Origin of the sequence: Ornithinibacillus massiliensis (genome assembly GCF_018310345.1) — a bacterium.
GTDB lineage: Bacteria > Bacillota > Bacilli > Bacillales > Amphibacillaceae > Ornithinibacillus > Ornithinibacillus massiliensis.
The window spans coordinates 682,239-708,726 of sequence record NZ_JAGXBY010000001.1 but is presented as its reverse complement, the minus strand read 5'-3'; the positions used below and the strand labels follow the sequence as shown (position 1 = coordinate 708,726).

General features: G+C 39.0%; 28 protein-coding genes. 1 reads left to right on the top strand and 27 read right to left on the bottom strand.

The window, feature by feature from the left end:
• Positions 1-91: 91 nt before the first annotated feature.
• From atpA to KGF86_RS03335, 15 genes are all read right to left on the bottom strand, one after another.
• Positions 92-1,603, bottom strand: a complete 1,512-nt coding sequence (gene atpA / locus KGF86_RS03405; RefSeq protein WP_211741129.1) for a F0F1 ATP synthase subunit alpha — start codon at positions 1,601-1,603, stop codon at positions 92-94.
• Positions 1,604-1,621: 18 nt separating this feature from the next.
• Positions 1,622-2,167 carry a F0F1 ATP synthase subunit delta gene (locus KGF86_RS03400; protein WP_186868332.1) on the bottom strand — a complete coding sequence of 182 codons (546 nt, stop codon included), beginning with the start codon at positions 2,165-2,167 and terminating at the stop codon, positions 1,622-1,624.
• Positions 2,164-2,685 (bottom strand): F0F1 ATP synthase subunit B, encoded by a 522-nt coding sequence (gene atpF, locus KGF86_RS03395; protein WP_339213146.1) that lies wholly within the window; start codon positions 2,683-2,685, stop codon positions 2,164-2,166. Before atpF ends, KGF86_RS03400 begins: the two co-directional genes overlap by 4 nt.
• A 118-nt stretch (positions 2,686-2,803) precedes the next feature.
• Positions 2,804-3,016: a F0F1 ATP synthase subunit C gene (gene atpE, locus KGF86_RS03390; RefSeq protein WP_186868331.1), complete on the bottom strand. Its 213-nt coding sequence runs from the start codon at positions 3,014-3,016 to the stop codon at positions 2,804-2,806.
• An 89-nt stretch (positions 3,017-3,105) separates the two neighbouring features.
• A complete protein-coding gene (gene atpB, locus KGF86_RS03385) occupies positions 3,106-3,828 on the bottom strand; it encodes a F0F1 ATP synthase subunit A (RefSeq protein ID WP_186868330.1) in 723 nt (240 codons plus the stop codon).
• Between the two features lie 17 nt (positions 3,829-3,845).
• Positions 3,846-4,220 carry an ATP synthase subunit I gene (locus tag KGF86_RS03380; protein ID WP_211741128.1) on the bottom strand — a complete coding sequence of 125 codons (375 nt, stop codon included), beginning with the start codon at positions 4,218-4,220 and terminating at the stop codon, positions 3,846-3,848.
• Positions 4,217-4,441 (bottom strand): AtpZ/AtpI family protein, encoded by a 225-nt coding sequence (locus tag KGF86_RS03375; protein ID WP_186868328.1) that lies wholly within the window; start codon positions 4,439-4,441, stop codon positions 4,217-4,219. The genes KGF86_RS03380 and KGF86_RS03375 overlap by 4 nt, the downstream gene beginning before the upstream one ends.
• A gap of 502 nt (positions 4,442-4,943) precedes the next feature.
• On the bottom strand, positions 4,944-7,136 hold the full coding sequence (locus tag KGF86_RS03370) for a S8 family serine peptidase (RefSeq protein WP_343221413.1): 2,193 nt from the start codon (positions 7,134-7,136) through the stop codon (positions 4,944-4,946).
• An 85-nt stretch (positions 7,137-7,221) separates the two neighbouring features.
• Positions 7,222-8,337, bottom strand: a complete 1,116-nt coding sequence (gene wecB, locus KGF86_RS03365; protein WP_186868327.1) for a non-hydrolyzing UDP-N-acetylglucosamine 2-epimerase — start codon at positions 8,335-8,337, stop codon at positions 7,222-7,224.
• 24 nt (positions 8,338-8,361) lie between these two features.
• Positions 8,362-8,991 carry a uracil phosphoribosyltransferase gene (gene upp / locus KGF86_RS03360; RefSeq protein WP_186868326.1) on the bottom strand — a complete coding sequence of 210 codons (630 nt, stop codon included), beginning with the start codon at positions 8,989-8,991 and terminating at the stop codon, positions 8,362-8,364.
• A gap of 418 nt (positions 8,992-9,409) precedes the next feature.
• Positions 9,410-10,645: a serine hydroxymethyltransferase gene (locus tag KGF86_RS03355; protein WP_186868325.1), complete on the bottom strand. Its 1,236-nt coding sequence runs from the start codon at positions 10,643-10,645 to the stop codon at positions 9,410-9,412.
• Between the two features lie 42 nt (positions 10,646-10,687).
• Positions 10,688-11,239, bottom strand: coding sequence for a TIGR01440 family protein (locus KGF86_RS03350; RefSeq protein ID WP_186868324.1), 552 nt, complete (start codon positions 11,237-11,239; stop codon positions 10,688-10,690).
• Positions 11,240-11,293: 54 nt separating this feature from the next.
• Positions 11,294-11,740, bottom strand: coding sequence for a ribose 5-phosphate isomerase B (rpiB, locus tag KGF86_RS03345; RefSeq protein WP_186868323.1), 447 nt, complete (start codon positions 11,738-11,740; stop codon positions 11,294-11,296).
• A 26-nt stretch (positions 11,741-11,766) separates the two neighbouring features.
• Positions 11,767-13,059 carry a methyl-accepting chemotaxis protein gene (locus tag KGF86_RS03340; RefSeq protein ID WP_186868322.1) on the bottom strand — a complete coding sequence of 431 codons (1,293 nt, stop codon included), beginning with the start codon at positions 13,057-13,059 and terminating at the stop codon, positions 11,767-11,769.
• Between the two features lie 20 nt (positions 13,060-13,079).
• Complete coding sequence (locus KGF86_RS03335) at positions 13,080-13,685, bottom strand: low molecular weight protein arginine phosphatase (RefSeq protein WP_211741127.1); 606 nt, start codon at positions 13,683-13,685, stop codon at positions 13,080-13,082.
• A gap of 345 nt (positions 13,686-14,030) precedes the next feature.
• On the opposite strand from KGF86_RS03335, the gene KGF86_RS03330 reads away from it, so the two are divergent.
• Positions 14,031-14,225 carry a DUF2187 family protein gene (locus tag KGF86_RS03330; RefSeq protein WP_186868320.1) on the top strand — a complete coding sequence of 65 codons (195 nt, stop codon included), beginning with the start codon at positions 14,031-14,033 and terminating at the stop codon, positions 14,223-14,225.
• A gap of 59 nt (positions 14,226-14,284) precedes the next feature.
• On the opposite strand, the gene KGF86_RS03325 is transcribed toward KGF86_RS03330, so the two are convergent.
• From KGF86_RS03325 to fsa, 12 genes are all read right to left on the bottom strand, one after another.
• Positions 14,285-14,821 carry a manganese efflux pump MntP gene (locus KGF86_RS03325; RefSeq protein WP_186868319.1) on the bottom strand — a complete coding sequence of 179 codons (537 nt, stop codon included), beginning with the start codon at positions 14,819-14,821 and terminating at the stop codon, positions 14,285-14,287.
• Between the two features lie 179 nt (positions 14,822-15,000).
• Positions 15,001-16,035: an L-threonylcarbamoyladenylate synthase gene (locus KGF86_RS03320; RefSeq protein ID WP_425516471.1), complete on the bottom strand. Its 1,035-nt coding sequence runs from the start codon at positions 16,033-16,035 to the stop codon at positions 15,001-15,003.
• A gap of 281 nt (positions 16,036-16,316) precedes the next feature.
• Positions 16,317-16,718: a GNAT family N-acetyltransferase gene (locus KGF86_RS03315; protein ID WP_186868317.1), complete on the bottom strand. Its 402-nt coding sequence runs from the start codon at positions 16,716-16,718 to the stop codon at positions 16,317-16,319.
• 127 nt (positions 16,719-16,845) lie between these two features.
• Complete coding sequence (gene spoIIR, locus KGF86_RS03310; RefSeq protein ID WP_186868316.1) at positions 16,846-17,445, bottom strand: stage II sporulation protein R; 600 nt, start codon at positions 17,443-17,445, stop codon at positions 16,846-16,848.
• Positions 17,446-17,803: 358 nt separating this feature from the next.
• On the bottom strand, positions 17,804-18,655 hold the full coding sequence (gene prmC / locus KGF86_RS03305) for a peptide chain release factor N(5)-glutamine methyltransferase (RefSeq protein ID WP_186868315.1): 852 nt from the start codon (positions 18,653-18,655) through the stop codon (positions 17,804-17,806).
• Between the two features lies 1 nt (position 18,656).
• Positions 18,657-19,727, bottom strand: coding sequence for a peptide chain release factor 1 (gene prfA / locus KGF86_RS03300; protein ID WP_186868314.1), 1,071 nt, complete (start codon positions 19,725-19,727; stop codon positions 18,657-18,659).
• Positions 19,728-20,004: 277 nt separating this feature from the next.
• Positions 20,005-20,625 (bottom strand): thymidine kinase, encoded by a 621-nt coding sequence (locus tag KGF86_RS03295; protein ID WP_186868478.1) that lies wholly within the window; start codon positions 20,623-20,625, stop codon positions 20,005-20,007.
• A 311-nt stretch (positions 20,626-20,936) separates the two neighbouring features.
• The gene (locus KGF86_RS03290; RefSeq protein WP_186868313.1) at positions 20,937-21,182 is read right to left on the bottom strand and encodes a type B 50S ribosomal protein L31; all 246 of its coding nucleotides are present in this window, start codon (positions 21,180-21,182) and stop codon (positions 20,937-20,939) included.
• 167 nt (positions 21,183-21,349) lie between these two features.
• Positions 21,350-22,630 carry a transcription termination factor Rho gene (gene rho, locus KGF86_RS03285; protein ID WP_186868312.1) on the bottom strand — a complete coding sequence of 427 codons (1,281 nt, stop codon included), beginning with the start codon at positions 22,628-22,630 and terminating at the stop codon, positions 21,350-21,352.
• A gap of 474 nt (positions 22,631-23,104) precedes the next feature.
• Positions 23,105-24,076, bottom strand: coding sequence for a class II fructose-bisphosphatase (gene glpX, locus KGF86_RS03280; RefSeq protein WP_186868311.1), 972 nt, complete (start codon positions 24,074-24,076; stop codon positions 23,105-23,107).
• Between the two features lie 213 nt (positions 24,077-24,289).
• Entirely contained in the window at positions 24,290-25,576 is a 1,287-nt protein-coding gene (locus KGF86_RS03275; RefSeq protein ID WP_186868310.1) for a UDP-N-acetylglucosamine 1-carboxyvinyltransferase, read from the bottom strand.
• A gap of 160 nt (positions 25,577-25,736) precedes the next feature.
• Positions 25,737-26,384, bottom strand: a complete 648-nt coding sequence (gene fsa, locus KGF86_RS03270; RefSeq protein ID WP_211741126.1) for a fructose-6-phosphate aldolase — start codon at positions 26,382-26,384, stop codon at positions 25,737-25,739.
• Between the last annotated feature and the right edge of the window lie 104 nt (positions 26,385-26,488).

Genomic DNA, 26,488 nt, shown 5'->3' with positions numbered 1-26,488 from the left:
CACCCTTTCGTAGGCAGAGTGCAGGAGGTAAAAAGCTTAAACGTTTCGGTAAATCCCTAAGCTTTTTACTCATCACTCTTAAAGGTATTTATTAATTGTCAGATGTGATAAATGTCTTTTTAAATGCTTCAATTGCACTGTTTAAATCTTCTGTTTCTGGTAGGTTACCAGTGTCGCGAATTGTAGCAAGTAATTCTGGTTTATTAGAATCTAACCACACATTGAATTCAGACTCAAAACGAGTAATATCTTCAACTGGGATATCATCTAAGAAGCCTTTCGTTAGTGCGTAGATAATCATTACTTGATATTCTACTTTAAGTGGCTTATGCAAGCCCTGTTTTAATACTTCTACTGTACGTGCACCACGGTTAAGCTTTGCTTGTGTTGCCTTATCAAGGTCAGAACCGAACTGTGCGAATGCTTCTAGTTCACGGAATGAAGCAAGGTCTAGACGCAATGTACCCGCTACCTTCTTCATCGCCTTGATTTGTGCGGAACCACCAACACGTGATACCGATAGACCCGCGTTAATCGCTGGACGTACACCAGAGAAGAATAGATCAGACTGTAAGAAAATTTGTCCATCTGTGATGGAGATAACGTTAGTTGGAATATAAGCAGAGATATCTCCTGCTTGTGTTTCAACAAATGGAAGTGCAGTTAAAGAACCGCCACCTTTTGCATCACTAAGCTTCGCTGCACGCTCTAATAAACGAGAGTGTAAATAGAATACATCCCCTGGGAATGCCTCACGACCTGGAGGACGACGAAGCAATAGGGAAAGCTCACGATATGCTGCTGCTTGCTTAGATAAGTCATCATATACTACAAGCACATGCTTGCCATTGTACATAAAATCTTCACCCATTGTTACACCCGCGTATGGAGCAAGGTATAATAGTGGTGCCGGGTCAGATGCACCTGCAGATACTACGATAGTGTAGTCTAATGCACCATAACGACGGAATGTTTCAACTGTTCCACGCACAGTGGACTCTTTTTGACCAATTGCAACATAGATACAAATCATGTCTTGGTCTTTTTGGTTCAGGATTGTATCAACTGCTACAGTTGTTTTACCTGTTTGACGGTCCCCAATGATAAGTTCACGTTGTCCACGACCGATTGGTACTAATGCATCAATCGCCTTAATACCAGTTTGTAATGGCTCATGAACAGATTTACGATCCATTACCCCTGGAGCAGGAGATTCGATTGGACGAGTTTTCGTCGTTTCGATTGGCTTACCACCATCAATTGCTTGCCCTAATGGGTTAACAACACGACCAATTAGCTCCTCACCAACTGGTACTTGCATGATACGTCCTGTGCGACGAACTTCATCGCCTTCTTTAATTTCTGTGTAAGGGCCTAGGATAACGATACCGACGTTAGACTCTTCTAAGTTCTGAGCCATACCCATTACACCATTCGAGAATTCAACAAGCTCTCCAGACATGACATTGTCAAGACCGTGAGCACGTGCGATACCGTCACCAATTTCAATAACTGTTCCGACATCACTTACTTCAATATCTGAATCGAAATTTTCGATTTGCTGTTTTATCAGTTTACTGATTTCTTCAGCTTTGATGCTCATACCATTTCACCCCTATCATCAAATGTTCGCAAGTTTAATGTTTTGCTCAATACGGCGTAATTTACCACTAATTGTTCCATCATAAATCGTATTACCCATACGGATTTTAACGCCACCAACCAAGTGTGGGTCTACTACGTTTTCAAGCTTGACCACTGATTTGTTTAAACGTTTGGCAAATGAGTTTTCAAGCTCCGTTTTTTCCGCATCCGATAACTCACGAACAGAATATACTTTTCCTTGCGCAACTCCGCTAGCTTCGTTAACAAGCGATTCGTACGTATCCACAACGTCAGAAATTCCACTTAATCGATGACGTTCAACAAGAAGCTTTAATGTATTTAGTACATCTTTAGAAACTCCTTTGAACACTTCATCTAAGAAGGCACGCTTTTTATCATTTGTAACACGTGGATGTGCTAAGAATGTTTGTAATTCACTGTTCTCATTGAATACTTGTCTTACAACACGCAACTCTTCTAACACTTCATTAAGTGTCGCTTTTTCGCTTGCGAGTTGGAAAAGAGCATCTGCATAACGTTTGGCAACTACTGCTTCACTCATCGCTCTTCTCCTACCTCTTTAATGTATTCGTTGATCAACTTCTCTTGATCTTGTGCACTTAATTCTTTCTCAATTACTTTACTTGCAATAAGAACAGATAAGGACGCAACTTGATCTTGAAGTGCTTGTAGTGCTTTTTCTTTTTCGTTTTGAATTTCTTCTTGTGCTGCTTTTTTGATGCGTTCTGCTTCTTGGCGAGCAGACTCGATAATATCTTGTTCCTGCTTCACACCTGCATTTTTAGCATCTTCTATCATTTTTTGAGCTTCTAATTTTGTTTGTTTTAATTGTTCATTAGCTTCTTTCGCTGCTTTCTCAGCCTCTAAACGACTTTGTTCTGCAGCTTCGATTTCATTAGCTACATATTCTTCACGCTTTTTCATCATATTCATTACTGGTCCCCATGCGAACTTGCGCACTAAGAAAAGTAAGATGGCGAAGAAGAATAATTGATATAACATGTCACCAACATGGAATCCCCAAATTACACCTGAAGCGTATATAGTGAATGCTTGCACTGAATTCACTCCTTTCAACCTGATTCAACAATCATCATTAATTGTTCATGTAGTTTCTGAGTAAAAACAACGGCGAAGTTATATTGGACAATCTTCGCCATTTTAATAGATATATGAATTAGTTACCCATTACCATTAATGCGATAACTACTGCGATGATAGGCATAGCCTCTACTAGACCTACACCGATGAACATTGTAGTTTGAAGTTGACCTTTAAGTTCAGGTTGACGAGCGATCCCTTCAACTGTACGACTTACGATTAAACCGTTACCAATACCTGCACCAAGTGCTGCTAAACCTACTGCTACTGCTGCTGCTAAAGCTCCCATAATATAAAATCCTCCTTAAAATGTATAAATAAATTTTTAATAATTTCCGGTTTTAACAGATTACTATTAAAACTGGTTAATTAATGAGATTAATGTTCTTCACTTACTTTATGTGAGATGTAAACCATTGCAAGCATTGTGAAGATGAATGCTTGGATACCTCCGATAAATACAGAGAACCCTTGCCATGCTAAGAACGGAATTGCTCCACCGAAAAATCCTAAGAAGCCAGAAGACACTAAACCTACTAATAAGGCAAGTAATACTTCCCCTGCATATAAATTACCGAATAGACGCAAACCTAATGTTAATGTGTTTGAAAACTCTTCAATAATTTTAATCGGGAATAGTGGCCACATTGGTTGGAAATATGATTTCACATATTCTTTACCACCACGAAGTTTGATTCCATAGAAATGAGATAAAACAATCACCATTGCTGCTAGAGTTAGGGTAATACCAGGATCTGCTGTTGGTGATTTCCACCAAACATTATGATCGTAAACTCCATTTGTGATAACACCCAACATATTTCCAACTAATATATAAGAAAATAGAGTTAATGCTAATGGTAAAAACAGCTTACCCGTTTTCCAATTCATAGTGTCATTTACGATTCCTTTAACGAAATCAAGAATCCACTCCATGACATTCTGAGCACCAGTTGGTTTCATTTGTAACTTCCTAGCACCTAGAACAGAAAGGATAAACACAATTAAGGATGTTACAGTAATCATAAATATGTTAGACAAATTGAAAGAAAGCCAGCTAATTCCAAAGACGTCGTGTACTATCGGCGCTCCGTGATCCATACTTATTCACCCCTCTTTCAAGCGCTGTTTTTATTTTTGTTTATAATAAAATCTATCATAATGACCAAATAAGAAGTCATTAATCCAATTATTACTGCAATCATATTGAAGTATTCCTCATAGCGAAGTGCTATAATGACTGCTAACGCAGCTGCGGCAAACCTTGAAATTGTACCTAATCCTCGTGCTTTCTGTTTTTTTGCTACCGCTTCCGTAAATTCAATTGTTTTCTTTTGTAAAAGATATAGATTGTAGAAACTGATGGCACTTCCTAAAAGTAGCCCGAGGAAAATACGTAAATAAGGAGTAAAGCCTGCCCCAAGTACGAGTATTGCTAGAAGGTAAAACATCCACTTACGTTGACGGGCATATTGTATTTCAATGTTGGTCATTCCCTACTCTTCTCCCGCTCCGTGAATTTGTTTACAGTCAGAATCATTCCATAGATTCCTGCAGCTAATCCTACTAAAAGGCCAATTATTGTGAAAATTGGTTTTGTAGATAGTAGTTTATCAGCTTCTATGCCTAGGAAAATTCCGAGAAGTGTTCCACCCGCTAAATTAGCAGAAACCGCACTTACTAATATAATTGCTAGGTGTGGGTTTTTCCCCATTTTGTCCACTCCTAATCTAGAGTTTTATTTTGGGGAGTCATTTTGGAGAGATTTTTATCAAGATTTCATATGTAAGCAAAAAAAATTATACCGTCAAGATACCTTGATGAAAACCTTATCATTCCACACTAAGTCAGTTTACCTTAGCATGCCTTCCTTTGTCAATTGGTTTCCTAGTATTTTTGACATTTTTCACCCATTCCAATTTTTGTATTTTGTGATGATGATTCGGAAGGTTATGAATGGTTCATTTAACACTTTAATTATATCGGAAATAACTAGTGTAATTCGTGACATTTTTGTGAATTTGGTAGACATTTTTAAAAGATTTTCATTAGTTTTACGATGTTACAATCTTAGAAGATAAATAAAGCATATAATCGCTCCGAAAATAGACTTATAATATCTGGCATACCGCCGCTCACTTCGATAAGAGCAAAGCCTATTTCCGGGGCTAATAGGGGAATGATTTATCGTTCCATTCCTAATAACATGATGATTGCTATGGACTGATATACAGTTCTGTTTCATAGCTTTCGAATCTACCGTCTTCCAGTTGCACGGTGATGACTGCTAGATAGCTACCTGCTTGACCGATATCTCTCAGTTCTAAATATCCTTCGTTCATGCCAATTTGTGTTTCTTCTAAACGAAGTAGTGTTCGATCATATAGTAATGTTTGCGGGTCATAGAGTTCTACTTCCACATATCGTGTATCCTCTATTAAATAAAGGCGGTAGACAAATTCATTCTTCGAAAAAGGTTTTAGGGTAAATTCAAATCCCGATGCTTTTGGATAATCTGCTGTTTCATTGATAAACAAATAAGGAAGATGATACGTCTCCCCTTCTGAATCTAATTCAATCCATCCTTGATGAATTCCTTTTTCAAGCTGTGGGGAAGTAATACTTAGTTCGACAGGAACCTCAATTTTTTCTCCGGCTTCGATGCTAAACGTCATTGGTAACTTCCAACTTAACCCCTTTCGTTTCTTTGGTATATGAAAAGAATAGGTCTGGTCTTGATTGGATGTGTTTTCGATAGTTAGATTTACTGTTTGTGTTTTCCGATATTCATTAATTTTCCCAAAGGCTAAGGATGGGTTATACAAAATGGTCGGTGTTTCAATGGCTCGCTTTGGATCAACTAGTCCCATACCTTGCCCTATTGGTTCAATTGGGTTACCTGCTTCATCATCCATGCGAACTGCTGTTGTTTTTAAAGCGCCAAATATTTGTTCATTGGTCCATGTAGGCTTTGCTTCTTTCATTAGGGCAATGACACCCGCAACATGCGGTGCCGCCATACTCGTTCCTTGAAGTGGCATATAACCACCTGGAACAGTGCTCACAATATTCGTTCCTGGTGCTAATACGTCTGGCTTCAATTCCCAATTGACTGTCACTGGACCTCTAGAGCTAAACGTAGCAATTCCACTTGGGACTTCTTCATACATCGTGTCGATATAGGGATGGTTCTCTTCCTTCGCAAATTCCTGTAACCATTCACCATCTTCCTTGGATACAGACACAACTGGGATTTGAACTTGCTCATTAGGACCTGTGATTGCACCTTGAAAATTACCTTCCTCATTGTTATAAATAATGGCCGCAATTGCGCCTTTCTCCTCCGCTTCCTTCGCTAAATCATAAAATGGGATTTCCCCACGTTGGATTAAAGCAATTTTTCCATTTAGTTTATCTTCATCCGCTAAGCCAATTTCATAATCCATGGAGAGATCCCATGGATTTGATCCCATCATGAGGGTCATGGGTACTTTTTTCCCAGAAAGAGCGTCATATAGTATTGGTGCGGTATGTGCATTTGCGAATGCTCCCACAGCGAGTGCTTTTGATGCCGTGGCTGGGGCGCCTACCGTCCAATTATCTGGCCCACTATTTCCATTCGCAATCACAACGGCTACCCCCAAATCTGCAGCGCGATTTACAGCGATACTTGTCGGATAATCTGGTCCGTTCACAGAATTTCCAAGGGAAAGATTAATGATATCGACACCATCCTCCACCGCCTGCTCCATTGCTGCAATTACTTGTACCGAAGTACCGCTTCCTCCTGGCCCGAGTGCTCGATATGCTCGAATCTCAGCATTCGGTGCAACCCCTTGGAGGCTTCCATTTGCCGCAATAATGCCAGCTACATGACTGCCGTGATTCGTAGGTATTCCTTCTGTTTCTAAAGTTTCCATCGGATCATCATCCAAATCGACTACATCATATCCACCCGAATAATTTCCCTGTAAATCTGGGTGATTATAATCAATCCCCGTATCTACAACCCCTACTGTAATTCCTTTTCCTGTATAAGTCGTGTTATTCAGTTCAGAAGGAAGTACCATATCCGGGCTATCTTTCTCTATCTCCTCAAAGGGAATAATGGGTTCTAGTGTTTGGGTTGTTTCATAGGTTTGCACAGAATGAACAGCTTTAACAAAATCCAATGTGCCCATTTTTTCAAGCTGATCTGGAGAGCCTTGTAATGCCAATCCATTAAATAGCTTTTCATAGGTCGCAATAACCGTTATAAATGGGTGATATGTCTCTAAGTATCGTTTGTGTTCAGATGGATTTCCTTCTACTTCAATGATAATCGATTGCAGATTATCGTCTGCCAACGATTTACTAGGCATAACCAAAAGTGAGCTACAAAGCATTATTGCTAGTAGTAAAAAGCGCACGTAATCCCTCCTTATGCTTAGCATTTGTAGAAATAAGAGGTTTGATACAAAAAAAAGAGACCTTCAAATGGGTCTCTGAATTGGATTATTGATTAAAATAGTCGACTATTGCATCTGCTATCCGGCGGGATGCTTCCCCATCTCCATACGGATTAGAGGCTTTAGCCATTTTATTATGTGCTTCCTGGTCAGACAGTAGTTCATCTGCTAACTGGAAGATTGTCTCTTCATCAGTTCCAGCAAGCTTTAACGTGCCAGCCTCGATACCTTCTGGGCGTTCTGTCGTGTCACGTAATACTAGCACTGGAACACCTAAGGAAGGTGCTTCCTCTTGAACACCACCTGAGTCTGTCAGAATTAAATGTGCTCGAGCAGCAAAGTTATGGAAATCCACTACGTCTAATGGTTCAATTAATTGAATGCGGTCATCATTTCCTAAAATATCATGAGCTGTTTGGCGAACGACTGGATTTAAATGAACCGGATACACTACTTGAATATCTTGGTGTTTTTCTACTAAACGCTTAATTGCGCGGAACATTTGCTGCATATTAGTTCCTTGATTCTCTCTACGGTGAGCAGTCATTAATACTAATCGCTTCCCGTCTAAATCATCAAGAATGGAATTATGATACGCTTCATCTACTGTTGTTTTTAACGCGTCTATTGCTGTATTCCCTGTTACAACGATACGTTCTGCTGGTTTATTTTCATTTAATAGATTTTGCTTTGACTTTTCTGTCGGAGCAAAATGCAAATCAGCCATTACCCCTGTTAACTGGCGATTCATCTCTTCAGGATATGGAGAATATTTATTCCACGTACGAAGTCCTGCTTCCACATGACCAACTGCAATCTGATTATATAAAGCGGCAAGTGATGCTGCAAAAGTCGTACTTGTATCACCATGAACTAGCACCATATCAGGCTTTGTTTTTTTCATTACTTCATCTAAGCCTTCTAGTGCACGAGTTGTAATCTGAGCAAGTGTCTGACCCTTCTTCATAATGTTTAAATCATAGTCTGGCGTAATGTTAAAAATATCTAACACTTGATCCAGCATTTCTCTATGCTGAGCTGTTACCGTAACAATAGGCTCAAACTCATCTGAACGCTTTTTCAACTCTAGAACAAGCGGAGCCATTTTAATCGCTTCTGGCCTTGTCCCAAAAATCGTCATTACTTTAAGACGTTTTGGCATCAATATCACTCCAACATAAAGTTATTATTTTGTACCAAACAAGCGGTCACCAGCATCGCCAAGACCAGGTACGATATATGCATGATCATCTAGCTTTTCATCCAAGGCTGCTAAATAAATATCAACATCCGGGTGTGCTTTTTTAACTACTTCTACACCCTCAGGAGCTGCGATTAAGCACATCAGACGAATATTTTTAGCGCCACGCTTTTTAAGAGATTCGATTGCATCATTTGCAGATCCTCCAGTTGCAAGCATTGGATCAATTACAATTAGCTCACGTTCTTCAATATCAGAAGGTAATTTTATGTAATATTCAACTGGTTTTAATGTTTCTGGATCACGGTATAATCCAACATGACCAACCTTTGCAGCAGGAATTAACTTTAGCATTCCGTCCACCATTCCTAAACCTGCACGAAGAATTGGAACAAGGCCAATTTTCTTACCAGCTAACACTTTTGTTTTTGTAGTTGTAACTGGTGTCTCAATCGTGGTCTCTTCTAGTGGTAAATCACGGGTAATTTCAAATGCCATTAGCATAGCAACCTCATCCACTAATTCACGAAATTCCTTTGTTCCTGTCTTCTTATCACGGATAAACGATAATTTATGTTGGATCAACGGATGATCTAAAACATGTACATTTCCCATTTTGACGACCACTCCTTTAGTTTAATTACATCTTTAAAATTGTACTGAAAAATAACTAGTTATTCAAGGTTAAGGTTGAAATTGTTAATAAGATGTCATGGAGATTTGGGTTTGATTATGGTTACGTAGAGCACATGCGAATGATTTTCTTTTGCTTGGGATCTTTAGTTCAGTACATGTGACCAGTTCGCTTTTGCTTGTGACCTTTATTTCAGTGCTTGTAACCTTTATTGCAGCACATGCGACCAATTCATCCCTGCTTGTGACCTTTACTTCACCACATGCGACCGGTTCATCCTTACTTGTGCCCTACACTTCACCACACCCACCCAATCTTGCGACCGACCTCACTCAACATACAACCAGCTACAATTTCCCACCAAAAAAAGAGGACACCTAAAGGTATCCCCTCCACACTCTATACATATAACGGTGATTTTTCTGTTAACGCTAGTACACGATCTGCAGCTTCTTTTAACACTGCTACGTCTTCGTGATTTTTTAATGTCATGGAAATAATGGCAGCAATTTCACGCATTTCTGCTTCTTTAAAGCCACGGGTCGTTACTGCTGGTGTTCCAATACGAATACCACTTGTAACAAATGGGCTTTCTGTATCAAAAGGAATCGTGTTTTTGTTTACGGTGATTCCACTTTCATCTAAAACATGTTCTGCAACTTTGCCAGTAATACCAAGTGGTGTTACATCTAGTAACAATAAATGATTATCCGTGCCACCTGAAACGACACGAATTCCTTCTTCAACTAATGCTTCGCCAAGTGCCTTTGCATTGGCGATGATTTGCTGGCAATATACTTTAAAGTCATCGGATAGAGCTTCCTTGAATGCCGTAGCTTTTGCCGCGATGATGTGCATTAATGGACCTCCCTGCATTCCAGGGAAGACCGCTTTATCGATTTTCTTTGCAAATTCTTCTTTACAAAGGATCATACCACCACGTGGTCCACGTAATGTCTTATGTGTCGTTGTCGTAACAAAATCAGCAAACGGTACTGGATTTGGGTGTAATCCTGCTGCGACAAGACCTGCAATATGTGCCATGTCTACCATTAAATATGCGCCTACTTCATCAGCTATTTCACGGAACTTCGCGAAATCGATAGTGCGAGAATATGCACTAGCACCAGCTACAATTAATTTTGGCTTTACTTCTTTTGCTTTTTCCAGTACTACATCATAATTAAGCTGTTCTGTGTCTTGATCAACACCATAATCAACAAAATTATACAATGTACCACTGAAGTTTACAGGGCTACCATGTGTTAGGTGTCCACCATGGTTAAGATTCATACCAAGAACTGTATCGCCAGGATCTAGAACGGAAAAATAAACAGCCATATTCGCTTGTGCACCTGAATGTGGTTGTACATTAGCATGGTCTGCACCAAATAGTTCTTTTGCACGATCACGAGCAAGATTTTCCACTACATCAACATGCTCACATCCACCATAATAACGTTTGTCCGGATAGCCTTCCGCATATTTATTGGTCAAAACAGAACCCATTGCCTCCATAACTGCTTCAGATACAAAGTTTTCCGATGCAATTAGCTCGATTTTCGTTTGTTGACGCTTTTTCTCTGCTTCCATTGCTTCAAATAATTCAATATCTGTTTGCTTTAAATGTTCCATTGGTAAAATCCTCCCTGTTTTGTCTGTATCTAAGTACATGTATTACGATCCTCTTACGTCATATACTGCTCGCATACCACCTATTAACTTTGGACGCGTTTTTGCCATGGTCACTCTTGCTTTCCCAATATAGCGTTGTTTTAATCGTACTGGGACAGCTACATGTTTCATATGCATACCAATTAATGTTTCCCCTATGTCGATTCCCGCATGCGCTTGAATATGTTCTACAACTACCGGATGTTCCATATTTTTATATGCATAAGCAGCCATCGAGCCTCCTGCTTTTGGAACCGGAACGACAGAGACTTCTTCTAATTGGTACTGGTCAGCTGTTTCCTGTTCGACAACAATGGCACGATTGAGATGCTCACAGCACTGAAATGCTAGCTGCACACCTTTTATCCTCTTTAGTTTATTCAACGTGGAAAATATTGAAGCAGCGATCTCCTCACTACCAGCGGTACCAATAGTTTCTCCCGCAACCTCACTAGTAGAACAACCAACAACGAGAATGCTATCCTTTTTCAAGTAATCTACCTGTTGAAGCTCGTGCAAAATCTCCCCTAAATCTGCTTGAATTTTGTTATTCATATGCTCACCTAGCCTAAACGAAGCAGACGAAGCTCTTCACTTCGCCTCCAACTCTTAAAGATTTTTATCCTCATATTCTTTAAGCTTGTTAAGACGGTTCTCGTGGCGTCCACCTTCAAAGTCTGTTTCTAACCAGGCTTTTGCGATTTCTCTCGCAAGACCTGGTCCGAGTACACGCTCCCCTAAAGCAATCATATTCGAATCATTATGCATACGGGTTAGCTTAGCGCTATAAACATCGGAAAGTAATGCACAACGAATTCCCTTCACCTTATTTGCAGCAATTGACATGCCAATACCTGTTCCACATACTAAAATCCCACGGTCAAACTCTCCATTCGCAACACGCTCTGCTGCTGGTAAAGCATAGTCTGGATAATCTACAGAGGTTTCACAAGAACAGCCTGTATCCTCATATTCAATACCCATCTCTTCAAGTAAGCTTTTTACTTCATTACGAATTGTCATTCCGGCATGGTCACCTGAGATAATTACCTTCATTTTATTAGCTCCTTTTCTAGCTGTGATTAGTTTACGTTAAACTTTTGAATTTGCTTGTTTAATCCATTAGCCTGTTGTTCTAAATCATGTACTAAGTTATCTACCTTGCCTATGGATGCTGCTTGTTCATGAATCGATGCATTCACTTCTTCAGCACCGGCTGAGGTTTCTTCAGCAATAGCCGCCACCTCTTGAGATTGAGATGCTGTCGCTTGAATAGACGCTAATTGCTGGTTAACAATTTTTAAGATTACTTCAATTTCACCTGCTACTTCTTCAACAGAACCAGACATTTGCTCAATAGCAGCATTCGTCGTTACACCGCTGTCCGCTTCTTTCATTGCTAGCTGTACATTTTCATTAATCTTCTTCACTACTCTACTTACATCATCTTGAATCGCTTCAATCAATTCAGAAATACGTTGAACTGCTTGTGCGCTTTGGTCAGCAAGCTTGCGGATTTCTTCTGCTACTACCGCAAAGCCCTTCCCATGCTCGCCCGCTCTTGCCGCTTCGATGGATGCATTAAGGGCAAGTAAATTCGTTTGTTCTGCAATTTCTCCAACCATTGTAATAATCGACTCGACCTGAAGGGCATTTTCTTTTAGGTGGTCTACATCCTTTAACGATAGCTCCTGGTCCTTCGCAAGCTTTTGAATGCCATCTACTAATTGATTAACAACCTTTTTACTGTTATTTAATGTTTCCAGCATCGTATTGGATTTTTCTTTAGATTGGCCAGCTTTTTCCTGAACCTTTTCTGCTAAGGCTGTTGCTTCTTCCACTGCTTCAACTGTTTGTTGAATAGCCTCTGAGGAGTTCTCTGCTCCTTTCGAAATATCTTCTACAGATGCACTAATTTGTTCAGAATGCTGGGATACTAAACTAGAAGCTTCCCGCAATTGAACAACCGATTGATTGGTATTGTTGAAATGAACATCTATATTATGCACAATTTCTTTTAGATTTGTTACCATCGCGGCAAAAGAAGTACTTAACGCGCGAATTTCATCATCAGAAGATGGAATCTCCACTTCCTGATTAAGATTCCCATTTGCAACCTCGGACGCTACTTCTGCCAGACGATTCAAAGGCTTCGTAATCAATCGAGCTGCAAAATAGGCCAATATTCCTGACCAAATTATCCCTAGAGAAAGAATGAGAATCGTATACACTTCCATCGATACTTGCCAAAACTCTGTTACATAATCATAGAGAAAATAAAGGAAAAAGGCACTAGTGGAGTAGGTAATCATCGCTAGAATTGTTGTAAACAATACCAGCTTTAACCGTAGCCCAAAGCGATATTTTTTGTTCATCTTGTTATCCCCCAGCATTTTTACTTTTTATATTTTTTAATTAATAACATAATATAATCCTCTAATTCGTCTAATGTTTTCTGATAGGTGCTTATATCGCCTCCGAATGGATCGGAAATATCATAATTAATTAGACTACTCTCCAACTGATTAATTTTTTCTATCTCTGGGTGTAAGTATTCTTCAAGCTTTTCCTCTAGTTGGTCATTTTTTAGCTTGTGCTGATATTGTTGAATGAATTGGGAACGCTTTAGTTCATAATCGGCATATAGCGATTTTAGTTCTTCCCATACTTTTTTATCGGAATCAGATACGAATTCCTTCAAGGTATAATACTTGTCCTGAAAATTGGGAAATTGCATCATTAATGACTGCTTATGTCCGGTTGTCATCGTTAAAACGACATCCGCCCAATGAAGAAGTTTTTCTTCCACAGGTTGTGACTGGTGATCTAATATAATTCCCTTCTCCTCGAGTACCTTTATGGTATGATGAGAGGCACGTTGATTCTTCGCAGCAAAAATCCCGGCAGATTTCACTTCTATATTTGGCATTTTCTCTTTTAATAAAGCTTCTGCCATTGGGCTGCGACAAGTATTACCTGTACAGACAAATAAAATCTTCATGAAGAATCCTCCAATTCCAGGCAAAATCATATTTCTAACTAAAATATACCATAGAATAAAGTGAGTTGACAGAAAAACAACAAATGAATATTTAGAATTACGAACATATGAATTGTAGTACTTTTTACCTAGTTACAAATCAGTAAATTGTCAAAAAATGATAAAAATTTGTGGAAATTATAATCCATAAGTATTACTATTAACATAATAAACTTAATACCTAAGTAACTAATTTAGTAATGAACATAAACTAAATACCAATTATCACCACATAACCTTTGTTATTTCTTTATACAATATAGAGTAGTCTCATTTAGGTATTATCCTTTGGGAGGGGTTTTATTTATGAAGAAAGCTGAAACTGCAAGCGTAGGGGATACAGTACTTTTCGATCGAAGAAACGGGCAGTATGAGGGAAAAGTATTTCAAGTAAGAGAAAATAGCGTTTTAGTAGAATTATCAAAGGATGCCGCAAAGGTTTTAGGTTATGAAATGCCTAACACTGTTGTGAGGCATGGTAGATATAGTATTATTTCGTAAAGTTAGCTAATAAAAATGATTGCCCCTTAAGTTACTAACTTGGGGGCAATTATGGTTGATTAAAAAATAATGAAGAGACCGAACCCACAAAGGATGCTCCCTCCTACTATTTCACTATACACTCCCAAAAACCCGTGCACTTTTCTTCCAATCAACATTCCGGCCCAGGTAAGGACCATACTTGCAGCACCAAAGGATAAAATAATAAGTACCGTTTTTGCCCCTGATAATCCTAGGCCTAGTCCAACAGAAAAACTATCCATACTAACACTTAGTGCAAAGATGATTAATCCAATTCCAGTTGTTTGAATCACTTTGTTTACCTCATGGTTAAAGGCGGAGAATAACATATGGGCTCCAATTCCAAATAATAAAAGACCACCTGCTAATGTAGTCCATCCACCAGTTTTGGTAGAAATCAACGTACCAGCTATGATACCTAAAGAAGGCATGATCATATGAAATAATCCAATCACAATGCCAATTAAGGCAATCCGCTTCAGTCGAATCTTCTGCATTCCCAAGCCAAGGCTTACAGAAAAGGCATCCATTCCAATTGCTAAAGACATAATGAATATTGATAATAGTTCACCCATGAAATATCCCCCTTGGACATGCTTTTACACTATATGCTTTTACAAAGGGGAATATGATTCACCGCGTAAGGGTGGAAGAATTTAAAACCTGTTATAGCAATTACTGATACTAGATAATCCTAGCTTTCCATTGATTTGTTATATGTAAAACGACCAAAAAAGAGCAACCATACAAATGGTCACTCTTCACTACTGATATAACGACTAGCTGCTTTACGCAATCGATTCATAATCGCTTGTCCTATACCATATTCAGGATATGTATCACACAAAATAATGTCCACATCCTCTTGTCTAAACTTCCTCAAACCATCATATAGATTCGCTGCGACATCCTCTAGCGTTTCACCAAGTGAGATTTTCTGATCTACATGCAAAGGTTCCAACGTTACACTACTTGCTAAGATGCCAACTCGTTTTCCTTCTTCTATTAGCTCGTCATATACCCGCTGCACTCGCTCGCTTCCACCTTCTATTAACCACAAAGGTACTTCTGGTGCATAATGTTGATATTTCATTCCAGGGGCTTTCGGTACATGTCCCTCTTCCTTATTCAACATGGCAGGGTCTACTAACACCTTATCCACAACTTCTTCTAATTCTTCCTTAGAAATTCCACCTGGACGAAGAATGATGGGAATATCTTGTGTACAATCGATAACCGTCGATTCTACACCAACACCAGTCGGACCACCATCAACAACACCAGCAATTTTCCCATATAGGTCTTCCCATACGTGGTCAGCTGCTGTGGGGCTTGGCTTCCCAGAAATATTAGCACTAGGTGCAGCAATTGGGATATTGCATTCTTTTAATAGAGCAATTGCCACTGGATGACTTGGAATCCTTACGCCCACTGTTTCTAAGCCGGCCGTAACATTATCTGCACAAGTGCCGTTACTAGGTAACACATACGTAATTGGACCTGGCGAGAAATTATCAATTAGTCTATTCACATATTCTGGTACATCCTTCACTAACAGAAGTAGCTGCTCTTTCGTGGCAACATGTGCAATTAGTGGATTATCCTGTGGACGACCTTTCGCTTGGAATATGTTCGCTACTGCCTTTTCATTCGTGGCATCTGCTCCCAATCCATAAACCGTCTCGGTTGGAAAAGCAACTGTACTTCCTGCTTTTAGTAATTTTGCTGCTTCTTTTATCATTTCTTCTTTGTTATTTCCGTTCACTAGATTCCAACGTTTTGTATCTATCATGAAAACTACCTCTTTTCCTTCCCCCATTTTATCTAAACAAGGAAGGTTTCGCAAAGCATTATGTTATCCACAAAAAATGAAGAAAAACCCGCAGATTATCCACAGGTTTTTAAAGCTAACGTTTATTTAAACGCTTTATCCATGTATTATCCACATACAATCCACCGTTTTTCTATTTATCGACAGTTTTTTCACAACTTGTACACAGGTGCATGTGGATTATGTGTATAAATTGAAAATTCTTTCTAGTAAAGATACGCTACTACTAAGATCATGTTTCAAGAAACTTCATAAGCCCACCAGTTCCCCTGCTTATTCTTCATAGGCTCTACATTCAATGCCTCTTTTTGAGGATAGAATTGTAAGGAACCAAGCAATATATCCACAACCGGTTGGTGACTAAATACATATACCTTCTTCGCTTCCTTTGATTTTGCTAAAACAATAATGGTTTCTAATAGGACTGGCAGTTTTTGCGCTTCTTCTTGGGCAATATACAGCTGCTTCAACCAAAACACACCGTCCTCTACAGAGGCTAGTTCAAAGCATGCCTTAATCTTACCAGCAAACTCTACTACATAACCTTCTTTTAATAGACTATCTTTATTCAATTGATCTGTTGTACTAAAAAATTGATCCATCTTCTCTTTCGGTACATCACGTGCAATTTTTAATTTCATTCCTACACCCCTATTTTGATAGAAATTTTTTTAAAAGCTATACGCCAAATACATATGAAGCTTGTTGCTTCAAACAATATTTACTAGAATCTCGCATTTCTATCATTTTATGCATATTTCGGGTGCTCTATGACAGTCCTAACCATTCTAATAGAAAAAATTTAATTTGTAATCCACTATCTTGCTCTTCCTCATCCTCAAAGCCACCATCACTTGCTTGTGCAACACTAATTCCATTAGCAAAATCTAAAAAGCATAACGGAGGGAATAGCACACACCACCAATTAGAGCCTTCTCCTTCTCCAAGGGTAATTAATATTGCTTCGTACTCTCCTGCAGGATAAAGATAATTCCCATATATTTTCATTGGAAAACCGACACTATCATTATATTCCACATCAAAGTCACGATTTTCACCCTCTTCTGCTAGCGTTTGCTTCACGATTTCGCTAATCTCTGGAACTCTGTTTTCTAACAATGATCTTGCTTCCTCAATATCATCGATTTCAGCAACCCATTCCGTAATGGCAGCATTAACTTTATCTCGAACAATACGCTTAATTTGTTGATCTGCCTCATTATCACTGTTAGCCAAAATCCGCAAACGAATCGCATCATCCGGTATTACTTGGTAATCATCGGTCTTATTTTCATTCCCCTGACCATATACCGGTAGAGAAAGTGCAATCAAAATAATTACAATAACGATAAATGCTAATTTTTTCATCAAAATCCGTCCCCCACTATTTGATTTAGTCACAGTATGGACAGAAGAAGATGTATTTAAACTAGTAATCTAGTATTTTTTCATTCAACGTTAAGAAATAATCATCACATAAAGTAGCGCATGAATACGGAACAAACCTATAGAGGGGTTATATGAGGAGGAATAACTAAAAACATTAGAAAAGTTAAAATATCTAATGCTAGAAAGCTTGCAAAGATTCAAGTAAGTAGTTAACTATCTAATGGAACTCGTTTATTATCGGGATGTTATATGTTTGTGATGTAGCCTATCAATTAGGACAAGGTGAAAAAAAGATAAAAACCGAATGATGCATTCGGTTTATCTTTCCTCTATTCAACTAAATAATTTTCGCTGAAACAATTCGGTCCTTGCCATTTATATCCTTCCTAACCGTTACACTACTTTCAGGAAACGTTTGCTGAAGTAATTCTTGGACTGCCTTCCCTTGTAAATGACCGATTTCAAAGGCAACACTTCCACCGGAAAGAATAGCAGCTGGCAGCTGGGATATTATTTTTTTATATGCAAAAAGCCCATTATCTTCTGCAAACAATGCTATCTCAGGATCATAATTCACTACGGTATCTGAAAGCTCAGACCGTTCTTCCTCGGCAATATATGGTGGGTTCGAAACGATTATATCTGCACGTAAGTCCTGTTTTACAAAAGGTTCTAGAAAATCGCCTTGTAAAAATGTAACATTAGCCTCTAAATCTTCTGCGTTCTTCTTAGCCATTACTAATGCATCTGGTGAAATATCGATTGCATACACGTCAGCATTCGGTAATTCCAGGGCTAGTGTAATAGCAATAATCCCGCTACCAGTTCCAACATCAACAATGGTAATCGGTTTGTCCTTAGGTGCATGCGCAATTACATGGAGAACTAGCTCCTCAGTTTCCGGACGTGGAATTAATACATCTTCATTTACGGAATACTTTCTTCCATAAAATATCTCATACCCCATTAAATGTTGGATTGGAACTCCAGTTTCGGCATGCTTCACAATATCAGCACGAAACTTCTCTACAATATGCTGTGGGATATCTTCACGCATTTGCGCAAAATATTGCGTCCTTGAAACATTCAAGTGATGTTGAAGTAACAGCTCAGCTACTCGTGTTTCCCGATTGCTTTTCTCTAAAAAAAGAGAAGCCCACTCTAGGACTTCGTATTGTTTTTGTGCCATGTTATTCACCAATTTGTTCTAATTTTTTCGTTTGTTCTTCCATAATTAAAGCATCGATGACTTCATTAAGCTTCCCTTCTAAAATCTGGTCAAGCTTTTGAATGGTAAGTCCAATGCGATGGTCTGTTACACGGTTTTGCGGGAAGTTATAGGTACGAATACGCTCCGAACGATCCCCAGTACCGACAGCCGATTTACGGTTTTCATCAATCTCTGCCTGTGCTTCTTGTTGAAACTTATCATATACACGTGCACGAAGAATCTTCATCGCTTTTTCTTTGTTTTTAATTTGCGATTTTTCGTCCTGCATGGATACGACTATTCCAGTTGGTAAGTGGGTTAAGCGAACAGCAGACATGGTTGTGTTAACACTCTGCCCACCAGGTCCACTAGATGCGAATGTATCGACACGAATATCTTTTTCGTGAATTTCAACTTCGACTTCTTCCGCTTCCGGAAGTACTGCCACGGTAGCAGTTGACGTATGGATACGACCACCTGATTCTGTTTCCGGAACACGCTGTACACGATGTGCACCGTTTTCATACTTCAGTTTAGAATACGCGCCATTACCTTTTACCATGAAAATGATTTCCTTATAACCACCGACCCCTGTCGTATGGGCTTCCATTACCTCGGTTTTCCAACCTTGGGCTTCTACAAAGCGGCTATACATGCGGTAAAGATCACCAGCAAACAATGCTGCTTCATCTCCACCAGCAGCACCACGAATTTCCACGAACACGTCCTTATCATCGTTCGGATCCTTCGGTAGAAGAAGAATTTTCATTCTCTCTTCTAATTCTTCCTTCGATTCGGTTAGCTCAGCAATTTCTGACTTTACCATCACTTGCATTTCGCTATCTAGGTCATCCTCTAGCATTTCCTTAGCGTCCTTTAGTTGTTCGGTTACATCTTTATATTCACGGTAGGCCTGCACAACATCTTCTAGTCCTGCCTGTTCCTTCGAATAATCACGTAACTTTTTCGTATCACTAATTACTTCTGGGTCACTTAATAATTCATTTAATTTATTATAACGATCTTCTAATGATTGCAAACGATCTATCATCACGGTCACCTCACTCAGATTAACAGTATAATTATAGTATACAGAGCCCTTTAGGTCAAAATTCTTCAGGGATTATCCCTGTACTAGCGCATAAAGATCCTCACTCTAAGACAGGAACACTACACCCTGTGAAGGTGAATACGAAAAAACCCGAGCTAATTCGACTCCGTATGAGAGAAATTAGTTCGAGTTTTTTAAACAGAAAGTAATGTTTAACGATCTTTTCCGCTAGCATTAGAAAAACGAATATTCGTTTTTCTAAAGTCTAAAGCTAACTTTACTCCCCTACATTCATCAATTTTCGCATTTCAGAGCTTGTCGGACGGTGTGGTACATCATGGTGGTGACGGCACCTTGGTTCGTAGGATTCTGATGCACCAACAAGTATGATTGGGTCATTATAGGATGCTGGTTGTCCATTAATTAAGCGTTGTGTACGACTTGCAGGAGATCCACAAATTGGGCAGATTGCATTTAGCTTCGTAACCGATTCAGCTAGGGCCATTAAGACAGGCATAGGGCCGAATGGTTCACCGCGAAAATCTCGATCTAAGCCAGCAGCGATGACACGAATGCCTTGGTCTGCTAGTTGTTCTGCAACATCAATAATACCATCATCGAAGAATTGTGCTTCATCTATTCCGACTATTTCAATACCGTTTTGAATATTTTCTAGTATATCTTTAGAAGTATCCACTGGAGTCGCCGTTACCGAATTTCCGTTATGAGATACAACGGCTACATCATCGTAACGATTATCAATTGCAGGTTTAAACACTTGTACCTTTTGGTTCGCATAGGTTGCTCTTCTTACTCGTCGAATTAATTCTTCGGATTTACCTGAAAACATGCTGCCACAGATTACTTCTAGCCAGCCACTTTGCTTCATAACATACATGCTTCTTGGATCTCCCTTCATTTCTTCTATGTTCATTGCTTATCATCTGTGAATTTATTTAAGTAAAAACGTATTTATCTTTTAACATACTTCATTTTATTATGCAGGTGGAAAGAACTTTTATACGTTCCTATCTATTAAGAAAAGAGCAAGGCGTCCAAAGCTAGATCGCTCCCGAGTTTGTACTTTTCTTATCTTTTAAATAAAAAACAGGCAAAGCATAATCGATTTGCCTGTTTCTACCGGAATGATTAATCTCATCCAAAATGTGTATTACTTAGTCCCACTACTTCATGTAGTGATAACTAATTTTATTTCATATTATATTTCTTCTTGAAGCGATCTACACGTCCACCAACTGTATCAGCTTTCTGCTTACCAGTATAGAAAGGATGTGATTCAGAGCTAATCTCCACACGAATCAATGGGTATGTGTTACCATCTTCCCACTCAATTGTTTCGTCAGAATGCTTTGTTGAACCGCTTAAGAATTTGAAGTCTGAGCTAGTATCTAAAAATACTACTTTTCTGTACTCAGGATGAATTCCTTCTTTCATGTCTTTCACTCCTTCTGCCCTGAATCCTTTGGAAACAGAGTTATTTTAAGAGCCACAATTAGGTATAAACCTTTTCTAAACTCACTAAAAAATTATAACAATCTGCGTGACTATTTGCAAGTAGCTATTGTCATATTTAATAGAGAAAAAAGTGATTAAGCCTCCCATTATCTTCCTGAACGTTTACGCTGCATTTCTTCTTCTAGCTTTTGTAAAAATTCTTGATTACCTTCTGATGCTTTCAGTTTTCTTAGGAAGCGTTCCAGAAAATCAGGCGAATCTTGCATTGTTTTACGAATTGCCCACATTTTGTCAAGCTGTTGCTTATCTACTAACAACTCTTCTTTCCGTGTCCCTGAACGTAAAATATCGATAGCTGGGAAAATTCTACGATTTGCCAGATTACGGTCTAGATGTAATTCCATATTACCAGTACCTTTAAACTCTTCATAAATGACATCGTCCATACGAGAACCCGTGTCTACAAGTGCTGTCGCAAGAATGGTGAAGCTTCCACCTTCTTCAATATTACGAGCAGCTCCAAAGAAACGTTTTGGTCGGTGGAATGCCGCTGGATCAATACCACCTGATAGGGTACGACCACTTGGCGGAATAACTAGGTTATATGCACGTGCTAAGCGCGTAATACTATCCATTAGGACAATTACATCACGCTTATGCTCTACTAAGCGCATCGCACGCTCTAGTACAAGTTCGGATACTTTAATATGATTTTCAGGTACTTCATCAAATGTAGAGCTTACCACATCCACATCCGGGTGTACCGAGCGTTCAATATCGGTTACTTCCTCGGGACGTTCATCAACTAATAAGATAATCAGTTTGGCTTCTGGATGATTTACCGAAATACTATTTGCAATTTCCTTTAATAGCATCGTTTTACCAGCCTTTGGAGGTGCAACAATTAATCCACGTTGACCGAATCCAACCGGTGCCATTAAATCCATAATTCTAGTGGAAAGCTTGTTCGATTTTGTTTCAAGCTTCATTAAACGATCCGGGTAAAGTGCTGTTAATGCCGGAAAGTGGACACGTTCTTTAGACGAATCAGGGTCTTCCCCATTTACCGCGTCTACATGTAGTAGCCCATAGTAACGCTCGTTTTCTTTTGGTGGACGAACCTTACCAGAGACTTTATCACCATTTCGCAAGTCAAAACGACGGATTTGAGAGGCAGAAATATAGATATCTTCTGCGCTTGGCGAATAATTAATTGGTCGTAAGAAACCAAATCCTTCTGAAGGAATAATCTCTAAAACGCCATCCATAAATAGGAATCCATCTTTTTCTGCTTGTGCTTTTAAAATTGCAAAGATAAGTTCTTTTTTCGTTAGTTTCGCATAGTAAGATACTTTATATTCTCTTGCTAATGCATAAATTTCTTTTAACGTTAGTTCTTGAAGTTTACTTAATGTTAATTCAGCCATATTCACCACGCCTATTCATATACATTTTACTATTTTGATAGAAACATCACTGGTTATGTACATATACAAAAACAGCAAAGAATCTTTGATACCGGAGTATTTAAATTTGATAAGACTTATCTGATTAGTATTAAATGAATTATTGCTTCCTGATGTGAAATCTTATTTAGAAGGGAAGAATAGTTAGAAGCTAGAATAGAAGTTTTCGGCTTCTCTAGTAGTAGAGAAAGCGATAGATTAATTTTTCTTATACTTTGTATATTAACCAAACAATACTTATCTTAAACATTTACAATGTTAACCGTTTTAATGGGATTATTCAATACTTTTTTTCATTTGGAAAATGAGTATCTAATGTAGGGTAGAGTAAACCAATACAAACTGGTTATAAGTGGAATGTTATCCTTTGATTACCTAAATAGAGAAGCTGGAAAACACCGACACGAGAGCCGATGTTTTCCATGTATATGAGTATTATTCCGGTTTCATAACTAAATTGGGTTTTTTTCTTAAACTATGCTCTCCATCAATAAAACGAACCGTACCGCTTTTTGCTCGCATTACAACGGTTTGCGTCTTAGCTTTGGTCCCCTTGAACTGGACTCCCTTTAATAGCTCACCATCGGTTACGCCGGTCGCTGCAAAAATAGCATCATCTCCACCACAAAAGTCATCCATATAAAAGACTTTGTCGATATCGGTAATGCCCATTTTATGGCATCTAGCAATTTCCTCATCATTCTGTGGTACAAGCTGTCCTTGCATTTCACCACCTAAGCATTTCAATGCAATGGCAGCGATAACACCTTCAGGGGCACCACCAGTTCCCATAAATAAATCAATTCCAGTTTCATCGAATGCCGTATTAATTGCAGCTGCGACATCACCATCTTGAATCAGTCTAATTCTCGCTCCCGCTTCTCGAATTTCTTCAATTATCTGCTGATGGCGAGGACGATCTAATAAGATGACGACAAGGTCTTCTACCTCTTTATTTTTAGCTTTTGCCACTGCTTTTAAGTTATCAACAGTTGGGGCATTAATATTAATTTTGCCCACCGCTTCAGGTCCAACGGCAATTTTCTTCATATACATATCTGGTGCATGGAGGACTTTACCATGGTCGCCAATTGCAATAACGGTAAGTGCGTTGGTTGTCCCTTTAGCAACAATATTAGTCCCTTCTAATGGGTCAACCGCAATATCTACTAATGGTCCAGTACCAGTGCCTAATTTCTCTCCTATGTAAAGCATTGGGGCCTCGTCCATTTCACCTTCTCCAATTACTACAGTGCCTCGCATCGGTATGGTGTCAAATACGTCTCGCATTGCTGTAGTTGCCGCATCATCTGCTTCTTCCTTTTTTCCTCTTCCCATCCATCGGGCTGAGGCAAGTGCTGCTGCTTCTGTAACGCGTACGATTTCCATTGTTAGACTTCTTTCCATGATTTCCATCTCCTTTAAATAAATAGCCTCATCCCAAAAAGGTTTATTTATTTAAATGTATCGGTGAAGAATGGTAAGCCTGCGTTTCAAATACACTTTGTTTTCTAGGGACGATTGGTGAGCCTCCTGAAAGCTAATACCGGAGTCTCACCCTCATCTCTGTGTATTCTAGCTTGAAAATACCATTACGAATTAATAATGTTCGCGAAGGTCCTAAGAGTTTTGAAATTGTATGACTTCTTCTTCAGACAAGTCTTCTCGCCAAACATTTGCACCGAGATTATTTAGCTTTTGAGTCATGTTTTCATAGCCTCGGTCTATATGTTCTAATCCAGTGATTTCGGTAATACCCTTAGCCATTAAGCCTGCTATGACTAAAGCGGCACCTGCCCGGAGATCGCTTGCTTTTACTCGTGCGCCTTCTAGTTGGACTGGTCCAGTGACAATAACAGAGCCACCTTCTACCTTGACAACGGCATTCATTCTTCTCAACTCATCTACATGTTTAAGTCTAGCCGAATAAATCGTGTCTGTTACAACACCAGTATTATGGGCCTTAGTCAGCAGACTAGTAAAAGGCTGCTGTAAGTCAGTTGGAAAACCAGGGTATACTAATGTTTTAATATCCACGCTTTTTAGTGGGTTCCTTGATGCGATGTATAGTTGGTCGTCTGAGTCTTCTACGGTAATACCCATTTCGCGTAGTTTCGCTAGCAATGATTCTAAATGCTGCGGAATTACATTATCGATGATTACTTCGTTACCAGCGGCAGCAGCTGCAATAGCATAGGTACCTGCTTCGATTCGGTCAGGTATAATGGTATGTCTACATCCATGTAAGGATGGTACTCCTTCGATTCGAATAACATCTGTACCAACACCCTTAATCTTTGCACCCATATTGGTTAGTAAGGTTGCTACGTCAATAATTTCTGGTTCTTTAGCTGCATTTTCAATAACGGTTTTACCCTTTGCTCGAACTGCAGCAAGCATTATATTAATTGTCGCACCTACACTAACGACATCTAAATAAATTCTTGCACCAGTTAGCTCTTTAGCTCGTAAGTATATAGCACCTTGTTCGTTCGTAACTTCAGCACCTAATGCTTCAAAACCTTTAATATGCTGGTCAATCGGACGTGGACCCAAAAAACAGCCACCAGGTAAGCCGATTACTGCTTTACCAAACTTACCAAGCATCGCCCCCATAAAATAGTAGGAAGCACGAAGCTTCTTTACTTTCCCATTTGGCAATGGCATGGAGATCATGTTTTCCGGATTTATATGTACCGTTTGTCCATCCCAGCTTACATTACCGCCGATTTCTTCTAACAAATCACTAAGTGTATACACATCCGAAATTTCAGGCAAGCCTTCAATCGTAACTTGTGAATCAGCTAAAATCGCTGCCGGTAAGAGTGCTACCGCGCTGTTTTTTGCACCACTAATACGAATCTTTCCATTTAAGACATGACCGCCCTCAACTATCATTTTTTGCATGTTTTAACCCCGCTTTTGAGGTGAGAATGTAACTTGTACATCCTCCACTTATTTAAATAGTATTCCAGTTATTTTTTCCACTTTTACTTTATTTAAAACGAAAAGCGAATATACTGGTTTTTTTAAAAATAGTTTGACCTTGAGAATTTATTTTTAATAATTATTGATTTGCTTTGTTCCAATCCGCAATAAATCTTTCAATTCCTTGATCTGTTAATGGGTGTTTAACAAGCTGACTTAATACATTATAAGGAACTGTTGCAATATGAGCTCCGTGAAGTGCTGCATCTGTTACGTGTAGTGGATGTCTAATACTTGCTGCAATGATTTCGGTTTCAATGCCATGACGATCAAAGATATCGGCAATCGTTGCGATTAATTCCATCCCATTATGACCAATATCATCAAGGCGACCTAAGAACGGTGATACATATGTAGCACCTGCTCTAGCAGCAAGTAGTGCCTGGTTTGGATTAAAGATAAGCGTTACATTCGTTTTAATCCCTTTATCACTAAAAGCTTTTACTGCTTTTAAGCCTTCTAAAGTCATAGGTACTTTAATCGTAATGTTTGGTGCAATAGCAGCAAGCTCTAATCCCTCTTTAATCATGTCCTCTGCATCTTCTGACATTACCTCTGCACTAACTGATCCAACGGAAACTTCTGAAGTAATTTCACGTAGACGATCATGGAAGGATACGCCTTCTTTTGCTACTAAGCTTGGGTTAGTTGTAACTCCCGCTAAAATCCCTAACTCATTTGCAGAACGAATTTCCTCAATGTTTGCTGTATCAATAAAAAACTTCATCTTGTTGCCTCCCCTAATTTTAATTTATACCTTTTGTTATAGGAATAGCCCTATCTGTTTCACGCTACATAATTGTATACGTAGGACAATGCAAAACAGAGAGG

What these genes read in the sequence shown, in the direction of transcription:
- atpA (WP_211741129.1), bottom strand. Translation starts at nt 1,603, where the DNA reads ATGAGCATCAAAGCTGAAGAAATCAGTAAACTGATAAAACAGCAAATC.
- KGF86_RS03400 (WP_186868332.1), bottom strand. Translation starts at nt 2,167, where the DNA reads ATGAGTGAAGCAGTAGTTGCCAAACGTTATGCAGATGCTCTTTTCCAA.
- atpE (WP_186868331.1), bottom strand. Translation starts at nt 3,016, where the DNA reads ATGGGAGCTTTAGCAGCAGCAGTAGCAGTAGGTTTAGCAGCACTTGGT.
- atpB (WP_186868330.1), bottom strand. Translation starts at nt 3,828, where the DNA reads ATGGATCACGGAGCGCCGATAGTACACGACGTCTTTGGAATTAGCTGG.
- KGF86_RS03380 (WP_211741128.1), bottom strand. Translation starts at nt 4,220, where the DNA reads ATGACCAACATTGAAATACAATATGCCCGTCAACGTAAGTGGATGTTT.
- KGF86_RS03375 (WP_186868328.1), bottom strand. Translation starts at nt 4,441, where the DNA reads ATGGGGAAAAACCCACACCTAGCAATTATATTAGTAAGTGCGGTTTCT.
- wecB (WP_186868327.1), bottom strand. Translation starts at nt 8,337, where the DNA reads ATGCCAAAACGTCTTAAAGTAATGACGATTTTTGGGACAAGGCCAGAA.
- upp (WP_186868326.1), bottom strand. Translation starts at nt 8,991, where the DNA reads ATGGGAAATGTACATGTTTTAGATCATCCGTTGATCCAACATAAATTA.
- KGF86_RS03355 (WP_186868325.1), bottom strand. Translation starts at nt 10,645, where the DNA reads ATGGAACATTTAAAGCAAACAGATATTGAATTATTTGAAGCAATGGAA.
- KGF86_RS03350 (WP_186868324.1), bottom strand. Translation starts at nt 11,239, where the DNA reads ATGAATAACAAAATTCAAGCAGATTTAGGGGAGATTTTGCACGAGCTT.
- rpiB (WP_186868323.1), bottom strand. Translation starts at nt 11,740, where the DNA reads ATGAAGGTAATTATCTCAGGTGACCATGCCGGAATGACAATTCGTAAT.
- KGF86_RS03340 (WP_186868322.1), bottom strand. Translation starts at nt 13,059, where the DNA reads ATGAACAAAAAATATCGCTTTGGGCTACGGTTAAAGCTGGTATTGTTT.
- KGF86_RS03335 (WP_211741127.1), bottom strand. Translation starts at nt 13,685, where the DNA reads ATGAAGATTTTATTTGTCTGTACAGGTAATACTTGTCGCAGCCCAATG.
- KGF86_RS03330 (WP_186868320.1), top strand. Translation starts at nt 14,031, where the DNA reads ATGAAGAAAGCTGAAACTGCAAGCGTAGGGGATACAGTACTTTTCGAT.
- KGF86_RS03325 (WP_186868319.1), bottom strand. Translation starts at nt 14,821, where the DNA reads ATGGGTGAACTATTATCAATATTCATTATGTCTTTAGCAATTGGAATG.
- KGF86_RS03315 (WP_186868317.1), bottom strand. Translation starts at nt 16,718, where the DNA reads ATGAAATTAAAAATTGCACGTGATGTACCGAAAGAGAAGATGGATCAA.
- spoIIR (WP_186868316.1), bottom strand. Translation starts at nt 17,445, where the DNA reads ATGAAAAAATTAGCATTTATCGTTATTGTAATTATTTTGATTGCACTT.
- prmC (WP_186868315.1), bottom strand. Translation starts at nt 18,655, where the DNA reads ATGGCACAAAAACAATACGAAGTCCTAGAGTGGGCTTCTCTTTTTTTA.
- prfA (WP_186868314.1), bottom strand. Translation starts at nt 19,727, where the DNA reads ATGATAGATCGTTTGCAATCATTAGAAGATCGTTATAATAAATTAAAT.
- KGF86_RS03295 (WP_186868478.1), bottom strand. Translation starts at nt 20,625, where the DNA reads ATGTATGTTATGAAGCAAAGTGGCTGGCTAGAAGTAATCTGTGGCAGC.
- KGF86_RS03290 (WP_186868313.1), bottom strand. Translation starts at nt 21,182, where the DNA reads ATGAAAGAAGGAATTCATCCTGAGTACAGAAAAGTAGTATTTTTAGAT.
- rho (WP_186868312.1), bottom strand. Translation starts at nt 22,630, where the DNA reads ATGGCTGAATTAACATTAAGTAAACTTCAAGAACTAACGTTAAAAGAA.
- glpX (WP_186868311.1), bottom strand. Translation starts at nt 24,076, where the DNA reads ATGGAAAGAAGTCTAACAATGGAAATCGTACGCGTTACAGAAGCAGCA.
- KGF86_RS03275 (WP_186868310.1), bottom strand. Translation starts at nt 25,576, where the DNA reads ATGCAAAAAATGATAGTTGAGGGCGGTCATGTCTTAAATGGAAAGATT.
- fsa (WP_211741126.1), bottom strand. Translation starts at nt 26,384, where the DNA reads ATGAAGTTTTTTATTGATACAGCAAACATTGAGGAAATTCGTTCTGCA.